The 18,299-nt window shown below is 64.4% G+C and carries 18 protein-coding genes and 1 riboswitch; of the genes, 6 read left to right on the top strand and 12 right to left on the bottom strand.

All coding sequences use genetic code 11. The annotated features are described in order from the left end of the window. Window positions 1-186 precede the first annotated feature (186 nt). Window positions 187-840: a precorrin-8X methylmutase gene (locus O6R08_RS01890; protein WP_271418502.1), complete on the top strand. Its 654-nt coding sequence runs from the start codon at window positions 187-189 to the stop codon at window positions 838-840. Between the two features lie 74 nt (window positions 841-914). On the opposite strand, the gene O6R08_RS01885 is transcribed toward O6R08_RS01890, so the two are convergent. The 11 genes from O6R08_RS01885 to O6R08_RS01835 all read right to left on the bottom strand — a co-directional run bounded on the left by O6R08_RS01885 (window position 915) and on the right by O6R08_RS01835 (window position 13,520). Continuing rightward, window positions 915-1,751, bottom strand: a complete 837-nt coding sequence (locus O6R08_RS01885; protein WP_271418501.1) for a VOC family protein — start codon at window positions 1,749-1,751, stop codon at window positions 915-917. Window positions 1,752-1,813: 62 nt separating this feature from the next. Further along, a complete protein-coding gene (locus O6R08_RS01880; RefSeq protein ID WP_271418500.1) occupies window positions 1,814-3,082 on the bottom strand; it encodes a CbiX/SirB N-terminal domain-containing protein in 1,269 nt (422 codons plus the stop codon). Next, window positions 3,079-5,655 carry a precorrin-3B C(17)-methyltransferase gene (gene cobJ, locus O6R08_RS01875; protein ID WP_271418499.1) on the bottom strand — a complete coding sequence of 859 codons (2,577 nt, stop codon included), beginning with the start codon at window positions 5,653-5,655 and terminating at the stop codon, window positions 3,079-3,081. Before cobJ ends, O6R08_RS01880 begins: the two co-directional genes overlap by 4 nt. Further along, on the bottom strand, window positions 5,652-6,623 hold the full coding sequence (gene cobM / locus O6R08_RS01870; RefSeq protein ID WP_271418498.1) for a precorrin-4 C(11)-methyltransferase: 972 nt from the start codon (window positions 6,621-6,623) through the stop codon (window positions 5,652-5,654). Before cobM ends, cobJ begins: the two co-directional genes overlap by 4 nt. Further along, entirely contained in the window at window positions 6,620-7,396 is a 777-nt protein-coding gene (gene cobI / locus O6R08_RS01865) for a precorrin-2 C(20)-methyltransferase (RefSeq protein WP_271418497.1), read from the bottom strand. The genes cobM and cobI overlap by 4 nt, the downstream gene beginning before the upstream one ends. A gap of 50 nt (window positions 7,397-7,446) precedes the next feature. Next, window positions 7,447-7,518: riboswitch (cobalamin riboswitch) on the bottom strand. 60 nt (window positions 7,519-7,578) lie between these two features. Then, window positions 7,579-9,039, bottom strand: a complete 1,461-nt coding sequence (locus O6R08_RS01860) for a cobyric acid synthase (protein ID WP_271418496.1) — start codon at window positions 9,037-9,039, stop codon at window positions 7,579-7,581. Beyond that, window positions 9,039-9,953 (bottom strand): adenosylcobinamide-phosphate synthase CbiB, encoded by a 915-nt coding sequence (gene cbiB / locus O6R08_RS01855; protein WP_271419162.1) that lies wholly within the window; start codon window positions 9,951-9,953, stop codon window positions 9,039-9,041. The genes O6R08_RS01860 and cbiB overlap by 1 nt, the downstream gene beginning before the upstream one ends. A 142-nt stretch (window positions 9,954-10,095) precedes the next feature. Further along, window positions 10,096-10,713 (bottom strand): response regulator transcription factor, encoded by a 618-nt coding sequence (locus O6R08_RS01850; RefSeq protein WP_271418495.1) that lies wholly within the window; start codon window positions 10,711-10,713, stop codon window positions 10,096-10,098. Next, the gene (locus O6R08_RS01845) at window positions 10,710-11,816 is read right to left on the bottom strand and encodes a histidine kinase (RefSeq protein WP_271418494.1); all 1,107 of its coding nucleotides are present in this window, start codon (window positions 11,814-11,816) and stop codon (window positions 10,710-10,712) included. Before O6R08_RS01845 ends, O6R08_RS01850 begins: the two co-directional genes overlap by 4 nt. Window positions 11,817-11,847: 31 nt before the next feature. Beyond that, the gene (locus O6R08_RS01840; RefSeq protein WP_271418493.1) at window positions 11,848-12,600 is read right to left on the bottom strand and encodes an ABC transporter permease; all 753 of its coding nucleotides are present in this window, start codon (window positions 12,598-12,600) and stop codon (window positions 11,848-11,850) included. Then, window positions 12,597-13,520 (bottom strand): ABC transporter ATP-binding protein, encoded by a 924-nt coding sequence (locus O6R08_RS01835; protein WP_271418492.1) that lies wholly within the window; start codon window positions 13,518-13,520, stop codon window positions 12,597-12,599. Before O6R08_RS01835 ends, O6R08_RS01840 begins: the two co-directional genes overlap by 4 nt. Window positions 13,521-13,611: 91 nt before the next feature. On the opposite strand from O6R08_RS01835, the gene O6R08_RS01830 reads away from it, so the two are divergent. From O6R08_RS01830 to O6R08_RS01810, 5 genes are read left to right on the top strand one after another with little or no spacing between them, the layout of a single operon-like run. Next, the gene (locus tag O6R08_RS01830) at window positions 13,612-14,199 is read left to right on the top strand and encodes a histidine phosphatase family protein (protein WP_271418491.1); all 588 of its coding nucleotides are present in this window, start codon (window positions 13,612-13,614) and stop codon (window positions 14,197-14,199) included. A gap of 40 nt (window positions 14,200-14,239) precedes the next feature. Next, on the top strand, window positions 14,240-14,758 hold the full coding sequence (locus O6R08_RS01825) for an O-acetyl-ADP-ribose deacetylase (protein WP_271418490.1): 519 nt from the start codon (window positions 14,240-14,242) through the stop codon (window positions 14,756-14,758). A 10-nt stretch (window positions 14,759-14,768) separates the two neighbouring features. Continuing rightward, complete coding sequence (locus O6R08_RS01820) at window positions 14,769-15,695, top strand: ABC transporter ATP-binding protein (RefSeq protein WP_271418489.1); 927 nt, start codon at window positions 14,769-14,771, stop codon at window positions 15,693-15,695. Next, the gene (locus tag O6R08_RS01815) at window positions 15,692-16,549 is read left to right on the top strand and encodes an ABC transporter permease (protein ID WP_271418488.1); all 858 of its coding nucleotides are present in this window, start codon (window positions 15,692-15,694) and stop codon (window positions 16,547-16,549) included. The genes O6R08_RS01820 and O6R08_RS01815 overlap by 4 nt, the downstream gene beginning before the upstream one ends. Further along, the gene (locus O6R08_RS01810; protein WP_271418487.1) at window positions 16,549-17,334 is read left to right on the top strand and encodes an ABC transporter permease; all 786 of its coding nucleotides are present in this window, start codon (window positions 16,549-16,551) and stop codon (window positions 17,332-17,334) included. The genes O6R08_RS01815 and O6R08_RS01810 overlap by 1 nt, the downstream gene beginning before the upstream one ends. Before the next feature lie 74 nt (window positions 17,335-17,408). On the opposite strand, the gene O6R08_RS01805 is transcribed toward O6R08_RS01810, so the two are convergent. After that, a complete protein-coding gene (locus O6R08_RS01805) occupies window positions 17,409-18,239 on the bottom strand; it encodes a DedA family protein (protein ID WP_271418486.1) in 831 nt (276 codons plus the stop codon). Window positions 18,240-18,299: the final 60 nt, after the last annotated feature.

The following is an 18,299-nucleotide window of genomic DNA, read 5'->3' as shown; positions in this document are numbered from 1 at the left end:
GCATTTCCCGGCTTCAACCACGCCATCAGGGCGTTGTTGAGTTTTCCAGCAGCCAGTGAAACACAGCCGTTTCGGGGTTGCATCGAAGGTTTGGCTAACCATCGTCACGGGCTCTGTCAGCGGCGTGCGTAGTGTTAGCATCCCGATGAGTCGTCATTACCCCAAGTCATCGTCAGGAGCACAGCTGTGGCCCACGAGTATGTCAATAACGGATCCGACATTTACCGCGAGTCCTTCCGCATCATTCGCTCCGAGGCGAATCTGGATCGCTTCCCAGCCGACGTCGAGGGAGTCGTCGTTCGGATGATCCACGCTGCCGCCGACCCTGCGATCGCTGACGACATCGCCTTCACCCCCGGCGTGGTGACGGCGGCTCGTCAGGCCCTGCACGCGGGGGCACCGATTCTGTGTGATTCCTCCATGACGGCCACCGGAATCATCCGATCCCGTCTCCCCCGCGACAACGAGACGATCTGTTACATCAAGGATCCCCGCCTGGCCAACATCGCCAAGGCCAAGAACATGACGAAGACCTGCGCGGCAGTGGATCTGTGGGCTGAGGAAGGCAAACTCGACGGGGCCATCGTCGCCATCGGCAACGCCCCCACTGCCTTGTTCCGCGTGCTCGAGGTGTGCGAGGAGACCGGGGCTCGTCCGGCTGCTGTCGTCGGCATCCCCGTTGGATTCGTCGGCGCAGCCGAGTCCAAACAGGCCCTCGTCGATTCCACGCTGGGCCTGGAGTACCTCACCTTGCTGGGACGACGCGGCGGCTCGGCAATCGCAGTGGCAGCCGTCAACGCCATTGCCTCCACCGACGAGCTGACGAACACTCACCGCTGACGGTCGTCGGACGCTGACGGCCACCGTCCCCTGACAGCCGCCGGGCACAGCAGGTCATCGGCCCCGGCAGGACCTCACCCCCAGAGGGCGTCACCCTCCCATGTGCCCAAGGACACCACCGGGACGACCTGACCGGAGATGACCGATCCCTCATGGGGAACCCGCGGCAGGTTCGTCGGGGCGGCCAGGGTCATCGGAATCGAGGTGTCACCGACGATCCGATACCAGTCGACACCGGTGAGCGCATTGGTGCGTTTCTCGACCCGCTTGCACACCATCGTCATCTCGGCGACGGCACTGGCCTGCCCCCGAGTGGCACGGCCGGCGTTGATCTCCATGAGCCACGGGCTGAGCAGGGTTCCGGCCGCGAATTGCAAATCCCCGGAACCACCCAGGGACCCCTCGTGGGAGCGACCGTACTCCTCCTCGGACTCGAAGACCCGCAGCATCTGGTTGGCGACAGCTCCCACCCGCAGGTGCTCGACGAAACGCGGGGTGTCGTCACCAGGTTCGGGGCACAACGGCACCTCAACCGGGTCGTCCACATTGGCCAGGAAACGCGCCAGGTGTTTGCGGTTCGTGGCCGGCAACTTGAGCACCGACTCCCCGGTGAGCATGGACGCCAGGCTGGCGGGGGAATAGACGTCAACCAGTGCCACCGTCGGGCTGAACCGCACCAGATCGGCAGGGTGAGTCGTCGGGGCGACGAGGGAGGCCATCGTCTCGATCTCGTCGTGACCCTTCTGCTTCATGAGGGCCAGCCGCGCTCCGGACGGATCGGTGTAAGCGGCCAGCAGGTCAAACCCACCGACGTCCTCCACTCCGACGGCTCCAGCCTCGGCCGCGGAATTGACGAGGACATCGAGGTCGGGGGCATCGAAGCCCAGGGCATGCAGGTCGTGGGAGATCACCCGACGATGATAGGCGGGAAAGCCCCAAATCGTCATCGTCGGGAAATCGTCCTCGTCATGAGTCAGCCCTGCAGGGCCCGCAGTACCTCGTCTCGCAGCTTGGCCGAGCGACGCGGGGTGCGGTCGCCGACGACGCTGACCGTCATGCCGCCAGCCCTCTGTGTGGCCGGGGTGAAGGCCGAACCCTTCCGTCCTTTGTCACCGCGCACACAGAAGATGCCGCGCTTGTCAGCCTCCTCGGCCACCACAGCGTTGACCTCGGGATCATTGGTGAGAGCCTGGACGAACCATGCGCCGTCGAGGTCGTCGACCTTGAAGGCACGACGCTCCAGGTGCACCAAACCCTTGCGCGACATCCGGGTGAGCTGGATGCCGGAGTTCGGAGCGACGACGTGGACCTCGGCCCCGGCCTCGAGCAGCCTCACGACGCGACGCTCGGCGACATGCCCGGCACCGACAACCAGCACCTTGCGGCCCTGTAGACGCAGACCCGTCATGTAGACCGGGGCTCCCTCTCCCAGCCCAACCTCGTCGAGGGGTTCACGATAGCGATCGACGACGACATCGGCGACCTCGTCACAGTCACCGATGACCGGGGCGATGCGGATCTCGACTCCGGGGTGGCTGTCCTGCCAGGCCTCAACCTGCTCGGTCATCCACACGTGCAGCAGACCGGGGAAGAGGAAGTTGCCCTGGACGACGATCTGGTCGGCGCCCTGGGCAGCCAAGGCGGAGAGGGCCTCGGGGACCGACGGACGGGTCACCTGGATGAAGGCAGGCTCGACTCGATCGAGGTCGTTCTCCTCCCAGAACATCCTCGTCAGGGTGTAGTGGGATGCGTTGGCGTCGGGGACGAGGGCTCCGCGTCCCACCAGCACCACTGCGGTGTCGCGGGATCGCCATTCCTCGCGTCCCTCACCGCCCGCAAGGGTCTCAGCGAGACGCCGGTTGAGGGCTGAGCGCATCCGCACGTCGGGCAGCAGCGGGGCGGAGTACATGACTCGGGCGTCCCCACGGCCCTCGTCGATGGCCTCTGGAATGTCGTCACGGACGTGACCACCCGTGTTGAACATCAACGGGACGACGACGGCAGCTGGCTCATCGTCACCGTCAGCACCCTCAGGTACCTGTGGAGCTTGGGCGACGGCGGCACGGACGGCCTCCGGGATGCCGGGCTCGGCAAGCTCGACGAACCCCAGCTCGACCGGGATACCGGGTAGCTTGCCGGCGATACGCTCGGCCAGGGCGCGACATTCGGCCACGCCGGATTCGTCACGGGTGCCATGGGCGGCGATGACCAGCGGGGTCCCGCTGGCGAGTGGATCGGTCATGATGACTCCTTCGTCTCGATGTTCTTGCCGGACCCCGGCATGCGGGTCGAATGGACCGGGGGTTTGGAGAGGTAGGTTTCCTCGTCGGCCTTGGGCAGGTCCTTGTGCGTGTAGTTCTTGCGAACCTCCCCGGAGACGCGACCGTCCATCCAGTGGTAGTCACGCGGGGTGACCATGAGTCGTCGCCCGTCCCCGGAGCTCACATACTTGGTCGTCGTCGAACCCACGACGACAAGGGTCGTCATGCCGACCCACTCAGGCTTGAACTCCTCGAGGGTGGACATGATCACCTCCTGTTGCCGGCGTTCGGCGTGAGAGACGATCGCCACCGGGGTGGATGGCGGACGGTGCTCGGCCATGATCGCCAGAGCGTCGGGGAGCTGGTGGGTACGGGTGCGCGAACGCGGGTTGTAGAAGGTGGTGACGAGGTCTCCCTCGGCGGCCGCCCTCACCCTCTTGAGGATGAGATCCCAGTCGGTGTGCAGGTCCGACAGGCTGATCGTGGCGTGATCATGGCCCAGCGGGGCGCCCAGGATCGCCGAGATGGCGAGCTCGGCAGTGATGCCGGGAACGATCTCGACGTCGATGCCGTCGGTTCCCATCTCCAGGGTCGGAGAGGCCATCGCATAGATAGCCGGGTCGCCTCCGCACACGAAAGCCACGTTACGGCCATCACGGGCGGCGTCGATGGCAGCCTGGGTGCGCTCCTCCTCAGTGCCCATCTTGGTGGCCAGGATCGTGGCCCCCGGACGCACCAGATCGCGGATCTGACGAACGTAGGGGGCGTATCCGGCGACGAAGGTGGCATTGCGGATGGCCTCGACGGCACGCGGGGCCAGAAGATCTCGCGAGCCCGGCCCAAGGCCGACGACCGAGAGATGACCACGGGCAGGGATACGACCCACAGCACAGGTGGCCTCCGAGGTCTTGGTCTTGTGGACCAGCAGTTCGGCTCCCTGACACAGCACCGCGGCCTCGGACACGCTCGGGGTGCCGACCTCGCGAGCCACGACATCGGAGGGAGTCGGGACTTCCTGGGCAGCCAGCGCCTCGGCCGACTCGGTGCGGTACTCGACACCGAGTTGGTTGGCCAGCTTCACCAGGCCAAGTTCACCGGCCTTGACCTCGTGGGAGACCAGACGGGTGACCGATCCGAGAGTCAGGCCGTTGTCAGCAAGGGTCTTCTCAAGAAGCTCTCGCAGCGGCTCGACCTCGGTGCCCTTGTTGCATCCCATCCCGACGACCAGGCAGTTCGGATGCAGGACAACGGTGGGCACGTCGTCGCCGTGATCGGCGAGGACACGTTCGACGACCCGCTCGGAGACGATGATCCGAGCGGCCGGGGACTGCGCGTCCCCGGTGACATTCTCGGGAAGCGGGGGCAGCGGCCAGGGCTGCTCGCGGATGACCAACACCGGGCGCCCCGCAATGATCGAGCCGGTCACACCAGCAACGTCCCCCTCGTAGGCCCAGCCGAGCTGGTCAAGGGCCGGAACACCAAGGGAGTCGGTGGCCGTGGAGACGACAGCGGTACCACCGAGAGCCTCAGCGATGGTGCGCGACAGTTCATTGGCCCCACCGACGTGGCCACCGACCAACGGAATGGCGAAACGCCCAGCCTCGTCGACGACAACCACCCCTGGGTCGGTCTTCTTGGACTCCAGCAGCGGGGCAATGATCCGTGTCGTGGCGCCCAAGGCCAGGTGGGAGATGATGAGGTCGCACTCGCCCCACGCCGCAGCCAGCCCGGTGCGCGAGGGTCCGACGTACTTCTTGGTCTCACGTTTGAGGGCCTGATCGATGGCCTCGGCATGGGCAGCAGCGGCGTCGGAATTGATGACCTGTCCGATGATCGGGTCGCGGTCCGAGCCGTCCGGGTTGGTGCGGGAGCCGGGCTGGGGATCATCGGGACCATTGACGTTGACGTCACCGGCCAGTTCCGGGTTGACCCCCAAAGCCTCCGGGGAGTCGGGGTGGTGCTCAAGGACCAGCACGACGTTGGGGCTGAGGATGTCCTCGTCGGCAATGACGGCCCGCGAGGCGTCCTCGTCGAGGATGCGCACCCGCTGGTCCTCCTCCCCGATCTTCTCGGCAAGAACGAAGGTCTTACCGCGACCGGCGAGCCCGTCGACCAGTTCTGCCAGACCGCGGTTCGGGGCCGTCAGCACGCCCACCTTGGGGTGGATCTTGGCAAGTCGAATGGCGGTCTCGATGTCCTTGGAGTGGGCCGAGACGAGTTGGGCGTCGTCCCAGGGCAGGGCGACGGCGGCGAAGGCAGCCTGCAAGGAGGTCGGGGCCGTGACGACCTCGACCGCCAGACCGGCCTGGCGGATGCGACGCACCACGCCGAAAAACAGCGGGTCGCCAGAAGCGATGACGACGACCTTGGCTTCCTCGGGTAAGGACTGAATCCTCTCGACAGCCGGGCCAATGAGACCGAGCTTCTGACGCTTGTCCTCGGCAACGTCGAGGGCATCGAGGTGACGCTGACCCCCAACGACGAGGTCAGCATCGGCGACGTCGGCACGCAAGGTGTCGGAGATGGTGCCGAGATATCCGTGGACGCGAATCATGAATTGCCCTTCGTGTCGGAGTTCGTGGGGTTCTGGTCATAGACACCGCGAGTGCCATGGGCCTTGAGATCAGCGTGGGCCTGAGCCTCAGCTGCGCGGTATTCGTGCCGGAAACCGGGGTGGTAGAGATGGCTGCGAGTCTTGATCGGCCCCTCCGCCAGAGCCGGCCCGACGAGGACGACGGCGTGCTTCCACAGCTTGTGGTTGCGCATCGTCTCCGACAGGTGGGCCAGGTCGCAGCGGAACATCATCTCCTCGGGCCAGCTCACCGCGTAACCAATAATGCAGGGAGTCTCAGGCAGATAGCCACCCTCCAGCAGGGCCTCCTGCAGAGCCTTGTGACGGGCGGCCGACAGATAGATCGCCATCGTCGCGCCGTGGCGAGCGAAGGAGGCGACGGTTTCCCCGTCGGGCATGGGCGTACGACCTCCCTCCAGCCTGGTGAGGATGAGGGACTGGGACACCTCCGGGACGGTGATCTCGACGTCCATTCTGGCGGCGGCCGCCGAGAAGGCAGAAATGCCGGGAATGGTCTCGAACTCGATGCCGATCCGACGACACAGGTCGCGCTGCTCGGCAGTGGCCCCGTAGATGGACGGGTCGCCGGTGTGGACCCTCGCCACCACCAGACCCTCGTCACGGGCACGGGTGTAAAGAGGTTCCAGATCCTCCAGTGGGATGGAGGCGGAGTCGATGAGTTCGGCTCCCTCCTTGTGACGGGCGACCATGTCGGGGTGAACGAGGCTGGAAGCCCAGATGATGATGTCCGCGGTCTCGATGACGCGAGCTCCGCGCACGCTCACCAGATCGGGGGCTCCCGGACCGGCACCGACGAACACGACTTTTCCTGCGCCCTCGGGGATGTCACGCCGGGGCACCGGGGGCGGCTCGATGGCGTTGTGGTCCAGATCCTCCAGGGCCTTCTCGGAAACGTGCTGGGTGGGGCGAGCAGCCTGAGGTTGGCTCACAGTTTTCCTCCCGTGGTGGTGCGCTCTGGGGTGGTGAGGACGGTGGAGAAATAGGGCAAAGTCTGGGCGTCAGTAACCTCGTCGAGGGTCATGATCTGCTCGGACTCCAGGGTGACGTCGGTACCGATGACAGCCTGACGATCCCGCTTGCGCAACTGCTCGACGACCTCGGGAAGTTTGCGTCCTCCCTTGTAAACCGCGACCGAGTCGACCAGATCGAGAACCTGACCGAGTTTCTCCATACCGACGGTGGCCGGGACGAGGGCCAGAATCTCCTTGCCCTCCACCAGCGGACGCCCCGACGCCGCCGACAAGGCCTGCATGGCGGTGATGCCGGGGCTCAGCTCGACGGTGACGTCGGGAAGACGCTGTTCAACGTTGGCACGCAGGTAGGTGAAGGTGGAGAACACCGTCGGATCGCCGACGGTGGCCAAGGCGACAGTACGGGCTCCTTCGTCGAAGGCAGCGATCGCAGCGTCCGCGGAGACCTGCCAGGACGCCTTGCGCTGCTCGCCGACACCGGAGCGCTCTCTCATGGAGAACGGGATCCGCTTGATGCGCTCGGCGATCTCGGGGACGACGGCGGTGATGATGGTCTCGGCACGACCTGGGCCGTCGGTGGTGGCCTCGGTGTAGGGCACGAGGATGGCGTCGGCCTCGCGCAAGATGCGCACAGTTTTCAGGGTGACCAATTCTGGGTCACCCGGCCCCACTCCCACCCCGATGAGGGTTCGTCCCGACTTGTGGTCAGGGTGTACAGGGGCATGGGTCATGACGGCCTCCTCAGGTGTCCTCGCCCGACGACGTGCGCAACGACCCGTTCGAGTGTCTGGCTGCCATCGCCGCGGCGATGGTCACAGTGGCGGGACCGCGCCGGACTCACACCGGCTTCCTCGAGATCGGTCGTTGCATCGATCCTCCCACATCGTGGCATCCCACCACGACAGGATCAGGGTCAGCACCCATCGGCCAGGCGGAACAGACGGTCGAGATCCAGATGCTCCTCGACAGCATCAGCCAGGACGTCGATCATTTGCTCACGGCGCTGCCCGTAGCCGATGGCGCCTTCAACGGGTCGCCATGCCGATCCGGCACGATCGGCGGCCTCAGCAAGCCAGGCGCGTCGGAACTCGTCACACTCGAAAGCGCCATGCCACATCGTCCCCCAGACACTTCCGACCCGGACTCCGTCGAGGAAGGGCTCCCCCGCCGACAGGTCGACGTCCATGCGGCCGTGATGAATCTCGTAACCGCCGACGTCGATTCCCCGCCACGACCCGCTCGGGGTGGCTAAGGTCTTCCGCGCCCCGAAGGTCACCTCGACCGGCAACAGCCCCAAACCCTCGGTACGCTCGGTCTGCGATTCCTGGCCGTCCGGGTCGATGATGAGACGGGTCAACATCTGGTAACCGCCACAGATCCCCAGCACGGTACGCCCCTGGCTAGCGCGGCGGACGACAACATCCGCGATTCCGGTCGATCTCAGCCACTCAAGGTCACGTACCGTGGAACGGGACCCAGGCAGGACGAGGACATCAGCACGCTCACAGGTGTTCGGGTTCGTCGTCACCTGGACGTCGACCCCGGCCTCTGCGGCCATCGCGTCAACGTCGGTGGCGTTGGAAATCCTCGGCAACCGGACGACGGCAACCCGCAGGTCCTCCGGGCAGTCCGAATCGCCGTCATGACGCCAACGCCCCACCTCGAGGGCATCCTCACCGTCGAGCCACACCCCCGGAACCCAGGGCAGTACCCCGAAGCTTGGCATCCCGGTGCGCCGGGTGATCTCGGCAAGGCCGGGAGCCAGTACCGACTCGTCACCCCGGAACTTGTTGATGATGTATCCGGCCAGTAGGCCCCGGTCCTCGTCGTCGAGGAGAGCCCAGGTGCCGAAGAGGCTGGCAAGCACCCCGCCTCGGTCGATGTCGCCGACCAGCACCACCGGCAGGTTCTTCTGCCTTGCCAGACCCATGTTCGTGTAATCACCAGCACGCAGGTTGATCTCAGCGGGAGACCCGGCCCCCTCGCACAGGACCATGTCGTGGGCGGCCGCGAGCTCGTCGTAGGCGGCCCAGGCAGCCTCGGCCAGGTGACGCCGCCCGGTGGCGTACTGGCCTGCTTCAAGCACCCCTGCCGGCTTGCCGCGCAAGACGATGAAGGAACGGCGGTCGGTACCGGGTTTGAGCAGCACCGGATTCATCGCCGACTCGGGAATCACCTTGGCTGCAGTGGCCTGCAGGAACTGGGCGCGCCCAATCTCAGATCCGTCGGAGCACACCATCGAGTTGTTGCTCATGTTCTGGGCCTTGTAGGGCACGACGTCGATCCCGCGACGCCGCGCTGCCCGACACAAAGCCGTGACGACCAGGGACTTGCCTGCGTCAGAAGAGGTTCCGGCAACAAGGATTCCACCCATCACTTCTCCTTCCTCGACGAGTCACAACGGCGCGGCAGGATGCCCCCGTAGAACTTGAGGTGAGCCAGGGTCGCGACGCCAAGGCAGGCGACTGCTGTCGCCACATCGGTGACCTTGGTGACGAGGTTGGCGGCGTCAGCAACCTTGGCACCGTCAGGCCGAGGGCCGTCTCCCAGCAGGGGGCGATCCTCGTGACGGTTTCCGTAGTAGACATTGCGTCCGCCCAACTGCACCCCGAGGGCACCGGCCCAGGCCGACTCGCACCATCCCCCGTTGGGGCTGGGGTGATGGGCATGATCACGCATCATGACCTCAAAGGCGCAACGCCGATCCCCTCCGACTGTGGGAGCCAGCAGGCAGCAGAACAGACCGGTCAGCCGGGACGCGGGCAGATCAAGAAGGTCGTCGAGGTGAGCAGCCACCTTCCCGAAGTTCTCGTAACGCTCGTTGTGGTGGCCGATCATGGCGTCGAGGGTGTTCGCGCCCCGATGGACAAGCATTCCTGGCACTCCTGCCACCGCTCCCCACCACAGCGAGGCGACGGCGGCGTCTGCGGTGTTCTCCGCCATGGATTCCACGGTCGCCCGGGCCAACTCTGGCTCGTCGAGCTGATCGGCGTCCCGGGAACACAGGTGGGACAGCTGCCGCCTGGCCCCAGACAGGTCGCCATTGCGCAAGCGATCGGCCATGGTGTGGCCTTCACGAGCCAGAGATGTCGATCCCACCACCGCCCAGGTCGTCGCAGCCGTGGCGATCATGCGCATCACTGGGTGCTTCGCGGTGGCCTTCTCGACGCCAGCTCCCAGCACGGCCAGCGGTACGAGGCAGGCAGCAACGTGCACCCCACCGCGGGCCACCGAATCGGCCCAGTCGCGCTTCTCCAGGCCAGCAGCGGCATTGCCGAAGACAGCCACCGGGTGGTGATCCTGCGGATCCCCGAACAGTCGATCGGCAGCGACGCCGACTGCCAGTCCTACTGCGCGGGCAGCCAGCCCGAGGCCACGACGACGGTCACGATGACTCAGCATGCCCACACCCTAGCGAGGACACGGCCCTTCACAACCAGCCGCGTCTTCTGGCTTCGGCAACTGCCTGGGCTCGGTTGACGCTGTTGGTCTTGGCGATCGCTGAGGAGACGTGGTTGCGCACCGTCCCGGCGGACAGGGAAAGCCTCTTGGCGATGACGGCGATCGGCTCTCCCGACTCCGCCTCCCGCAGTACCATCTGCTCCCTTTGCGTCAACGGGTTGTATCCGTCGAGCAGAGATTCCGCAGCCAAGGCGGGATCGATGACGCGACCGCCTTGATGCACCTTGCGCACCGCCTGGGCCAATTCAGAAGCGGGGGTGTCCTTGACGAGGAATCCGGCCACCCCGGCATCCATGGCCCGTCGCAGATATCCCGGGCGTCGGAACGTGGTGACGATGAGAATCTTGACGTCAGCCTCAGCCAAACGGCCGGCCACCTCGATGCCATCCATACCGGGCATCTCGATGTCGAGGAGCAGCACGTCGGGACAAAGCTCCTCGACCGTCGATACGACCTCATCTCCGCGACTGCACTGCCCGACCACCTCGATGTCGGGTTCCAGGGAGAGCAGGGCGACGAGGGCACCGAGCACCAAGGTCTGATCGTCGGCGAGAACGAGCTTGATCGGCTCATCACAGGTTGTCATGACACCACCACCTTGGTACCCCGGCCATTGTCCCCCGGCCCGATGTCCAGCCGTCCACCGATACTCTCAACCCGACGTCTCATTCCGGCCCGACCGGAACCTTCCTTGGCGTCACCGACCCCGATGCCATCATCGGTGATACACATCACATCGTCGGACAGCTCGATCCAACAGTGCTTGGCCTGCGAATGGCGGACGACATTGGTGACGGCCTCCCGCAGCACCCATCCTCGCACAGCATCGTGCTCAGACTCGCCAGTCCGCTCGTCACGGATCCTCAGAGAGATATCGGCTGTCGCCAGGGCCGTCGCGGCGGTGGCGAGCTGAGAGTCCAGATCTGCCTCGTTGAGGTCACTGACCAAGCCTCGAACCTGCCCCAAGGCCTCCCGACTCAGCGTGTGCAAGTCCTCGGCCTGGTCCTTGGCAGCCTCAGGGTCGATGTCGATGAGCCTGCCGATGAGTTCAGCCTTCATCGACATCACCGTGAGGCTCTGGCCGAGCAGGTCGTGGACGTCCGAGGCGATCCTCTCCCGCTCGGCATAGGTGGCCTCGATCTTGTGCTGCTTGTCCTGCTCGAGCCGGTTGTTGTCCCACACCCGACTGATGAATCCAGCCGCCAGAATCATGGCCATCGACGGCACTGCCATGAGCCACCCCTGTTGCTGGTCGTTGACGATCCGGGCGACCAGGATTGCGGCGACCTCGAGCACGAGAACCGTCAGGACTGCCGATGCCGGCATCAGGAAGAGGGTGAAGGCCAGCGGATAGGCGAACATTTCCATGGCCGCTGTCGGATCGACGACTGCCACCCCCGCATTGAGCACGCACAACACGGCAAGAAACGCCCAGGGCCACCGCGGCATCCAGCGCCGCGAGAACCAAGTGTCCAAGGTGTCGATGCCCAACCAGAATCCGACCAGGTAGATGAGCACGAACAGCCCGATGGACACCAACCCGAGAACCCGCTGGGAGGTCACGAGCTCGGGGTTGCCAGCGATGTGCTCGATCGGATAGACGAGGAAGACCGTCCAGATCCCGGCGTACAGGGTCTGAGTCCTGCGCGCGCCCCGTTTCGACAGCGAGCGTCTGGACCGTTTGCGCATTCGGACTGTTTCTCCTCTTACCTGAGGTCTCTCAGCGGTCCTGGTGACGCCGGGAGGCCAGCCATGCCAGCACGGCGAAGACACCAGCCCACACCACTGCGCTCATGATGGCATAGGAGAGGTTGACCTCGACCGGCTCATGGATCGTCATCTCGTATCCTCCCATGATCGGCCAACGTGGCAGCAGATTGACCCCCCACAGCGGAGTGAAGCGGGAAAGCTTAAGCATGAACCCGCCCAGGGGCATAAAGACGTTGCCGAGAAAGGCGAACGCCAGCACGAAGAAGGACACCAGAGTTGCGGCGTTCTCGTTGCGGATGAACATGGCAATTGCCAGACCGAAGACGGTGTAGGGAATGCAGCACACCCATGCCAGCAGGAAGGTCCACAGCCAGCCGATACCGTCGATACGCGCCCCCGACAGGGCACCGACGAGCAGCACAAGGGCTACCGGAACGGCAGCGACGATCTGGATCGCGACGACCTTAGTCAGGAGATACTTCCCTTGGGTCATCGGCGTGGTCGCCAACTGACGTCCCCACCCGGCGTCTTGTTCCAGAGCCGACGAGGCCCCCAGACCTGAGGCAGCGGTGGCTGCGCCATAGAGGGCCAACGATGCCATCACCGTGGCCTTGACGTTTCCGTGGGGCACCGGGAGGTTCCCATAGTTCTGGATCGCACCGAAGAGCACATACATCGCAACCGGCATGACAAAAGCAAAGATGACGATCGCCGGGGTGCGAACCATTCGGCGAATGTCGAGAAGGGCGTAGGTGGCATTCATGATGCATCCTCTGTCTGGTCGTTGCTCTCACTGGTAAGCGAGAGAAATGCGTCCTCCAAGGTGGTGCGAGCAACCAGCACGTCGTGGGCCTCGGTGTGGTTGAGCAAATGGCGCACCAGGTCGTCGGATTCGTCGGTGGTGAAGGCGATGGTGTCGGACTTGACGTCGTAGTGATTGACGTGAGGCAGACGGTCGAGGATGGCAGCGTCGACGCCGGGCCACACAGCAGTGACCGTAGACCCCGAAACCGAGGCACGGACCTCGGCGATCGGCCCGTCAGCGATGATCTTGCCGTGATTGATGAGGATGACCCGGTCAGCAAACTCCTCGGCCTCACCGAGGTAGTGGGTGGCGAAGATGATGGTGCGCCCCTCGTCGGCGGCCTGGTGCATCTGTGACCAGAAGTGACGCCTTCCGTCCACGTCGAGACCCATTGTGGGCTCATCGAGCAACAGAAGATCCGGATCGGGCAGCATCGCCAGGGCGAAGCGCAATCGCTGTTGCTGACCGCCGGAACACTTCCTCACTTTCCGGGAGGCGTAATCCTCCAGCCCCCAGACTCGCATCTGCTCGTCGATTCGGGAGCGCGGGAGCTTGAAGGTCGAACCGACGACCCGCATCGTCTCGTGCACAGTGAAGTCGTCGAGCAAACCACGGGTCTGTTGTACCGCCGAGACCCGGCCGGAGCGGGCCCCCTTCTCGGCGTCTAGTCCCATCAACTCGACGCGACCGGAGGTCGGGGCGGTGATTCCCAGCAGCATGTCGATGGTCGTCGTCTTTCCAGCACCGTTGGGACCGAGGAAGGCGACAACCTCACCTTGCTGAATCGTGAAATTGATGTGGTCGACTGCCCTCAGAGGCTCTCCCCCGGTGGGGAAGGTCTTGACGAGGTCCTCAACGACCACCGCTGTCTCGTTCATACCTTCATAACATCCCATCAGGCGGGCCTGCGCCCATGGTCCGGCGTCATGACTTCACCATGACATGTGTCATAGGCGTTAGGCTGCCGTAATGACTCGAATCGTCCTGGTGCGCCACGGTCAGTCCACCTGGAACCTGGAGCACCGCATTCAGGGGCAGACGATGGACGTCCCCCTGACCAGGCGAGGTCATCGTCAGGCCAGTGAGGCCGGACGCAGGGTCGCCGAGCTGGTTCCTCGTCACACCCTCTTGCTGAGTTCGGACCAGACGCGGGCCATGCAAACCGCTCAGCGTGTGGGTCGGGAGATTGCCTCGACCCCGAAGCCTGACGCCCGGTTGCGGGAACAGTACCTGGGTGACATGGAAGGAAAACTGTCCAGCGAGCTGCACGAGATGCCCGTTCCTGAAGGTGCCGACATCGCAGAGATCGGCTGGGGTGGCGGGGAGTCCCTCCTCGATGTCTGGCGGCGCTGTCGCGATCTGCTGGACGAGCTCGCCCGGAATCCCCCCGAGGCGCTCGTCATGGTCAGCCACGGGGACACCCTGCGCGTCATGCTGTCGGCACTGTCTGGCGGCACCCACCGCGACTGCGACTACTCCCTCTCCCTGACCAACGGAATCGTCATCACTCGCGATGTGGATCTCACAAGCCTCGTCGCCTCCCTGCCCCGACACTGACCCTGGTCAGGACCGTCGAGTGTCCGGCAGAATTGGCGGCATGGCCACGATCCGGATAGTGCGTTCTGATATCACCACCCTCGACGTCGACGCCGTCGTCAATGCCGCGAATCGGCAACTGGCTGGCGGCGGAGGTGTGGACGGGGCCATTCATCGAGCCGCCGGCCCAGAACTATCGACGGCCTGCCGCAAGCTGCGTGAGACGACCCTTCCGGACGGCCTGCCCACGGGAGACTCGGTGGCCACCACAGCCGGGAACATGCCCGCACGGTGGGTCATCCACACCGTGGGACCGGTCTGGGCCAAGACCATCGACAAGTCCGATCAGCTCGCCTCCTGCTACCGCACCAGCCTGCAGGTGGCTGACGAGATCGGTGCCAGAAGCGTCGCATTCCCGACCATCTCTGCCGGGGTCTACGGCTACCCCATGGACGAGGCCACCCGGATTGCCGTGGAAACCTGTCGGCAAGCCGACACCAAGGTGGACACGATCTACCTCGTGGCCTTCAATGATGAGGCTGAGGCTGGCTACCGGGCCGCCCTCGAGAACCAGCGATAAGGAGCAGCCTGTGACCCAACCCGTCATCGTCGCCGAAGGCTTGCGCAAGACTTACGGTGATTTCACAGCCGTCGACGGCATCGACTTCGAGGTCGCCAGCGGGGAGTCCTTCGGCCTGCTCGGCCCCAATGGCGCCGGAAAGTCCACCACGATGCGGATGATCGGGGGAACTCTCGGACGCACCAGCGGAAAGCTGACGGTCATGGGACTCGATCCCCAGGCCGAAGGGCCCCACGTTCGAGCCCATCTCGGGGTTGTCGCCCAGCAGGACAACCTCGACGAGGATCTCACCGTCACTGACAATCTCATCGTCTACGGACGCTACTTCGGGTTGAAGACCTCCTGGCTCAAGCGCAAGGCAGTCGACCTGCTGGAGTTCGTCGAATTGACCGAAAAGGCGAACAACAAGGTCAAGACCTTGTCAGGCGGTATGAAACGGCGTCTGACGATCGCGCGGGGATTGATCAACGAACCATCGGTTCTTCTTCTCGACGAACCAACCACCGGGTTGGATCCGCAGGCCCGACACATCCTCTGGGATCGCCTGTTCCGGCTCAAGGAAGAGGGAGTCACTCTCGTCGTCACGACCCACTTCATGGATGAGGCCGAGCAGCTGTGCGACCGTCTCATTGTCGTCGATCACGGGCGCATCATGGCCCACGGGACCCCTGCTGACCTCATCAACCAATACTGCTCCCGCGAGGTCCTCGAGGTGAGGTTCGGGTCCGGGCGCAATACCGAGATTCTCGAGCAGCTGAGCCACATCGGTGTTAGGCAAGAGGTCCTTCCCGACCGGATCCTCGTCTATGCCGAGGACGGTGACGCGGCGCTGACCCAGATCGTCGACGAGGGGCTCAACCCACGCACATCCCTGGTACGACGCACCAGTCTGGAAGATGTCTTCCTCACCCTCACGGGACGGTCTCTCATCGAATGACGACCACCCACCAGGAACCACTTCTCGTCAACCGAGGCACCCCCATCACTCCCAACGAGATGGCTCGTCGCACTCAACGGTGGGGATTCTGGCCCGTGTGCCGCTGGTATTTCGCACAAGCAAAGTCCTACGTCTGGTCGATCATCGTGTCGGCCATCGGTACTCCGCTGCTCTACTTGTTCGCGATGGGGTTGGGACTAGGTTCCCTCGTTGACGCCAATCACAAGACTGTCGGCGGGGTGCCGTACCTGCACTTCGTGACACCGGCATTGATGGTCACGACCGTCGCCATCGGAGTGCTGAGCGAACTCACCTACCCCATCATGGACGGGTTCACCTGGCAGCGGCTATACCACGGCCCGGTGGCGACCCCCGTCACCCCTGGTCAGGTTGCCCTCGGCCAGCACATCGGAGTGATGATCCGGATGCTGTTGCAGTCACTGTTCTTCTGGGCTGCCGGCCTTGCATTCGGCGCTTTCCCCCACACAGCGAGGTCGCTGGTCGGCGTACCCATCACCGTGCTGACGGCATCCGCTCTGGGAGCGCCTCTCCAGGCCTTCTCTGCCACCCGTGACGACGAAGGTGCCAGTTTCTCGTTAGTCGAAAGGTTCGTCGTCCTCCCGATGACCCTGTTCGCCGGCACCTACTTCCCTCTTGACGTCCTACCGATGTCCTTGCGCTGGATCGGATGGATATCCCCCATCTGGCACGGGACAGAACTGGCCCGAGACGTCAGCTACACCCATGGCGAACCGATCTGGCTGGTGTGTGTCCACGTCGTCTTCTTGGCAATCCTGTCAGTCGGCGGCCTCATGGCGTCACGGCGGATCTACACCCGAAGGTTGGTGGGCTGATGAAGGTCTCCGGACTCTACTCAGGCAACATCCGAGCCGTCGTGGCTCGCGGCCTGATCATGACCCGTAAACAGAGCTTCGGAATCGTCTTCTCCGGGATCGTGGAACCGATCTTCTACCTACTGGCGATGGGGGTCGGCATGGGCGAGCTGATGGGCTCGGTCACCGGCCCGGGTGGGCAACCCATCTCCTACGCCGCCTACATAGCTCCCGCCCTACTGGCCACTGCAGCGATGAACGGGGCGGTTTACGACTCCACGTGGGGAGTCTTCTTCAAGGTCAATTACTCCAAGCTCTACCAAACGATGCTGCAGACCTCCCTGGGGCCGTTGGACGTGGCTCTGGGCGAGATCTTCATGGCTTTGCTGCGTGGAATGCTCTACGCGCTCTCCTTCATGGTGTTCCTGGTCGCGATGGGCCTGGCGACGAGCTGGTGGGCCGTCTTGATGGTGCCATCGGCGCTCCTCATCGCCCTCGGGTTCGCATCCTTCGGGATGGGGGTGACGAGCTTCCTCAAGACCTTCCAACAGATGGACCTGATCAACTTCATCATGCTGCCGATGTTCCTGCTGTCAGCCACCTTCTATCCGATCACCGTGTATCCAAAGGCCGTGCAATGGATCATCGAGGTCATGCCCTTGTGGCATGGCGTTGAAATGATGAGACAGTTGTCAGTGGGCCATGTCACGACCGTCACGGGTGCGCACGCGATCTACTTCGTCGCAATGACGGTACTGGGCACCTGGTTGACGGCCTCAAGACTGCGGGCGCTCTTCCTGAACTGACGGTGCTGTTTGCTCCCGGTCCAGCGCGTCGGCTCCGTGAAGATCAGCTCTCGAAGCCTCAGCTGACCCCTCGGTCACTGGGCCTTCTTCTTGGTCTTGAGGAAGATCGGGGCGAGGATGACGACGAGCAGGGCAATGGCCACCCAGTTCGCAATCTTCGCGTAATACTTCAGTGCGTCGACGATGGGGTCACCCACTCCCCAGCCCAGGGCTAGGTAACCGAGGTTCCAGACGGTCGCGGCGACGAAGTCCAGCGCGACGAACCACTTCACCTTCATCGCAGAGGCACCCGTCAGGACGAAGACCACCGGCATGATGGGCAACGGGATGGGGACGTAGGCAACGAGAACTCCCAGCCAGCCGAGTTTGCGAGCCCACTCCTCAGCCTGCTCGTAACGACGTCGAGAGCGCTCTGATCGTCCGGCCCAGACCCCGATCATCCCGCGGCCCCACAACTTGCCGGCCCACCAATACACCCAGTCGAGTTTGATCGACATGATCGAACCCAGCAACAGCCACCACAACCAGTGCGGGGCCTCATTGACCGATGCCAGAGCCCCGGTCGCGGCCGCACCGGTTCGGGACCCGGTGATCCCCATGAGGATCGGCGGGTCAAGTCCGAGTAGCCAACCGCGCAGCGGGAGCATGGCCAACGAGAAGATGCCGAGGAAGCCGATCCAGCCCATGCACCAGTAGTCGGAGCGGCCTGGCTTGTGGTTCCACGGCATCCCGTCGGCCTTCCACCACTCCTCCTCTTCGGCGGAGTCGTCGCCGACGGCCTTTTCCAGGTCGGCCTCGGCCACCGCAAGGGCGGTGGCGGCGACGGCGAAGGAATCCTTCTCCCCCGCAGCGGCAGTACTCATCTCGTCTGGCACGCCGTCGACAATACCCAGAGCCGGTGACAACCCGGCACCTGCGATGTCTGCCGAGAGGAGAACACCCTAGCCCCGGCCTCGTCCGGGCGG

It is taken from the genome of Cutibacterium equinum (assembly GCF_028021195.1).
In the GTDB taxonomy this organism is placed as follows: Bacteria; Actinomycetota; Actinomycetes; order Propionibacteriales; family Propionibacteriaceae; genus Cutibacterium; species Cutibacterium equinum.
The sequence above is the reverse complement of the archived record's forward strand: the minus strand, read 5'-3'. Positions and strand labels throughout refer to the sequence as shown.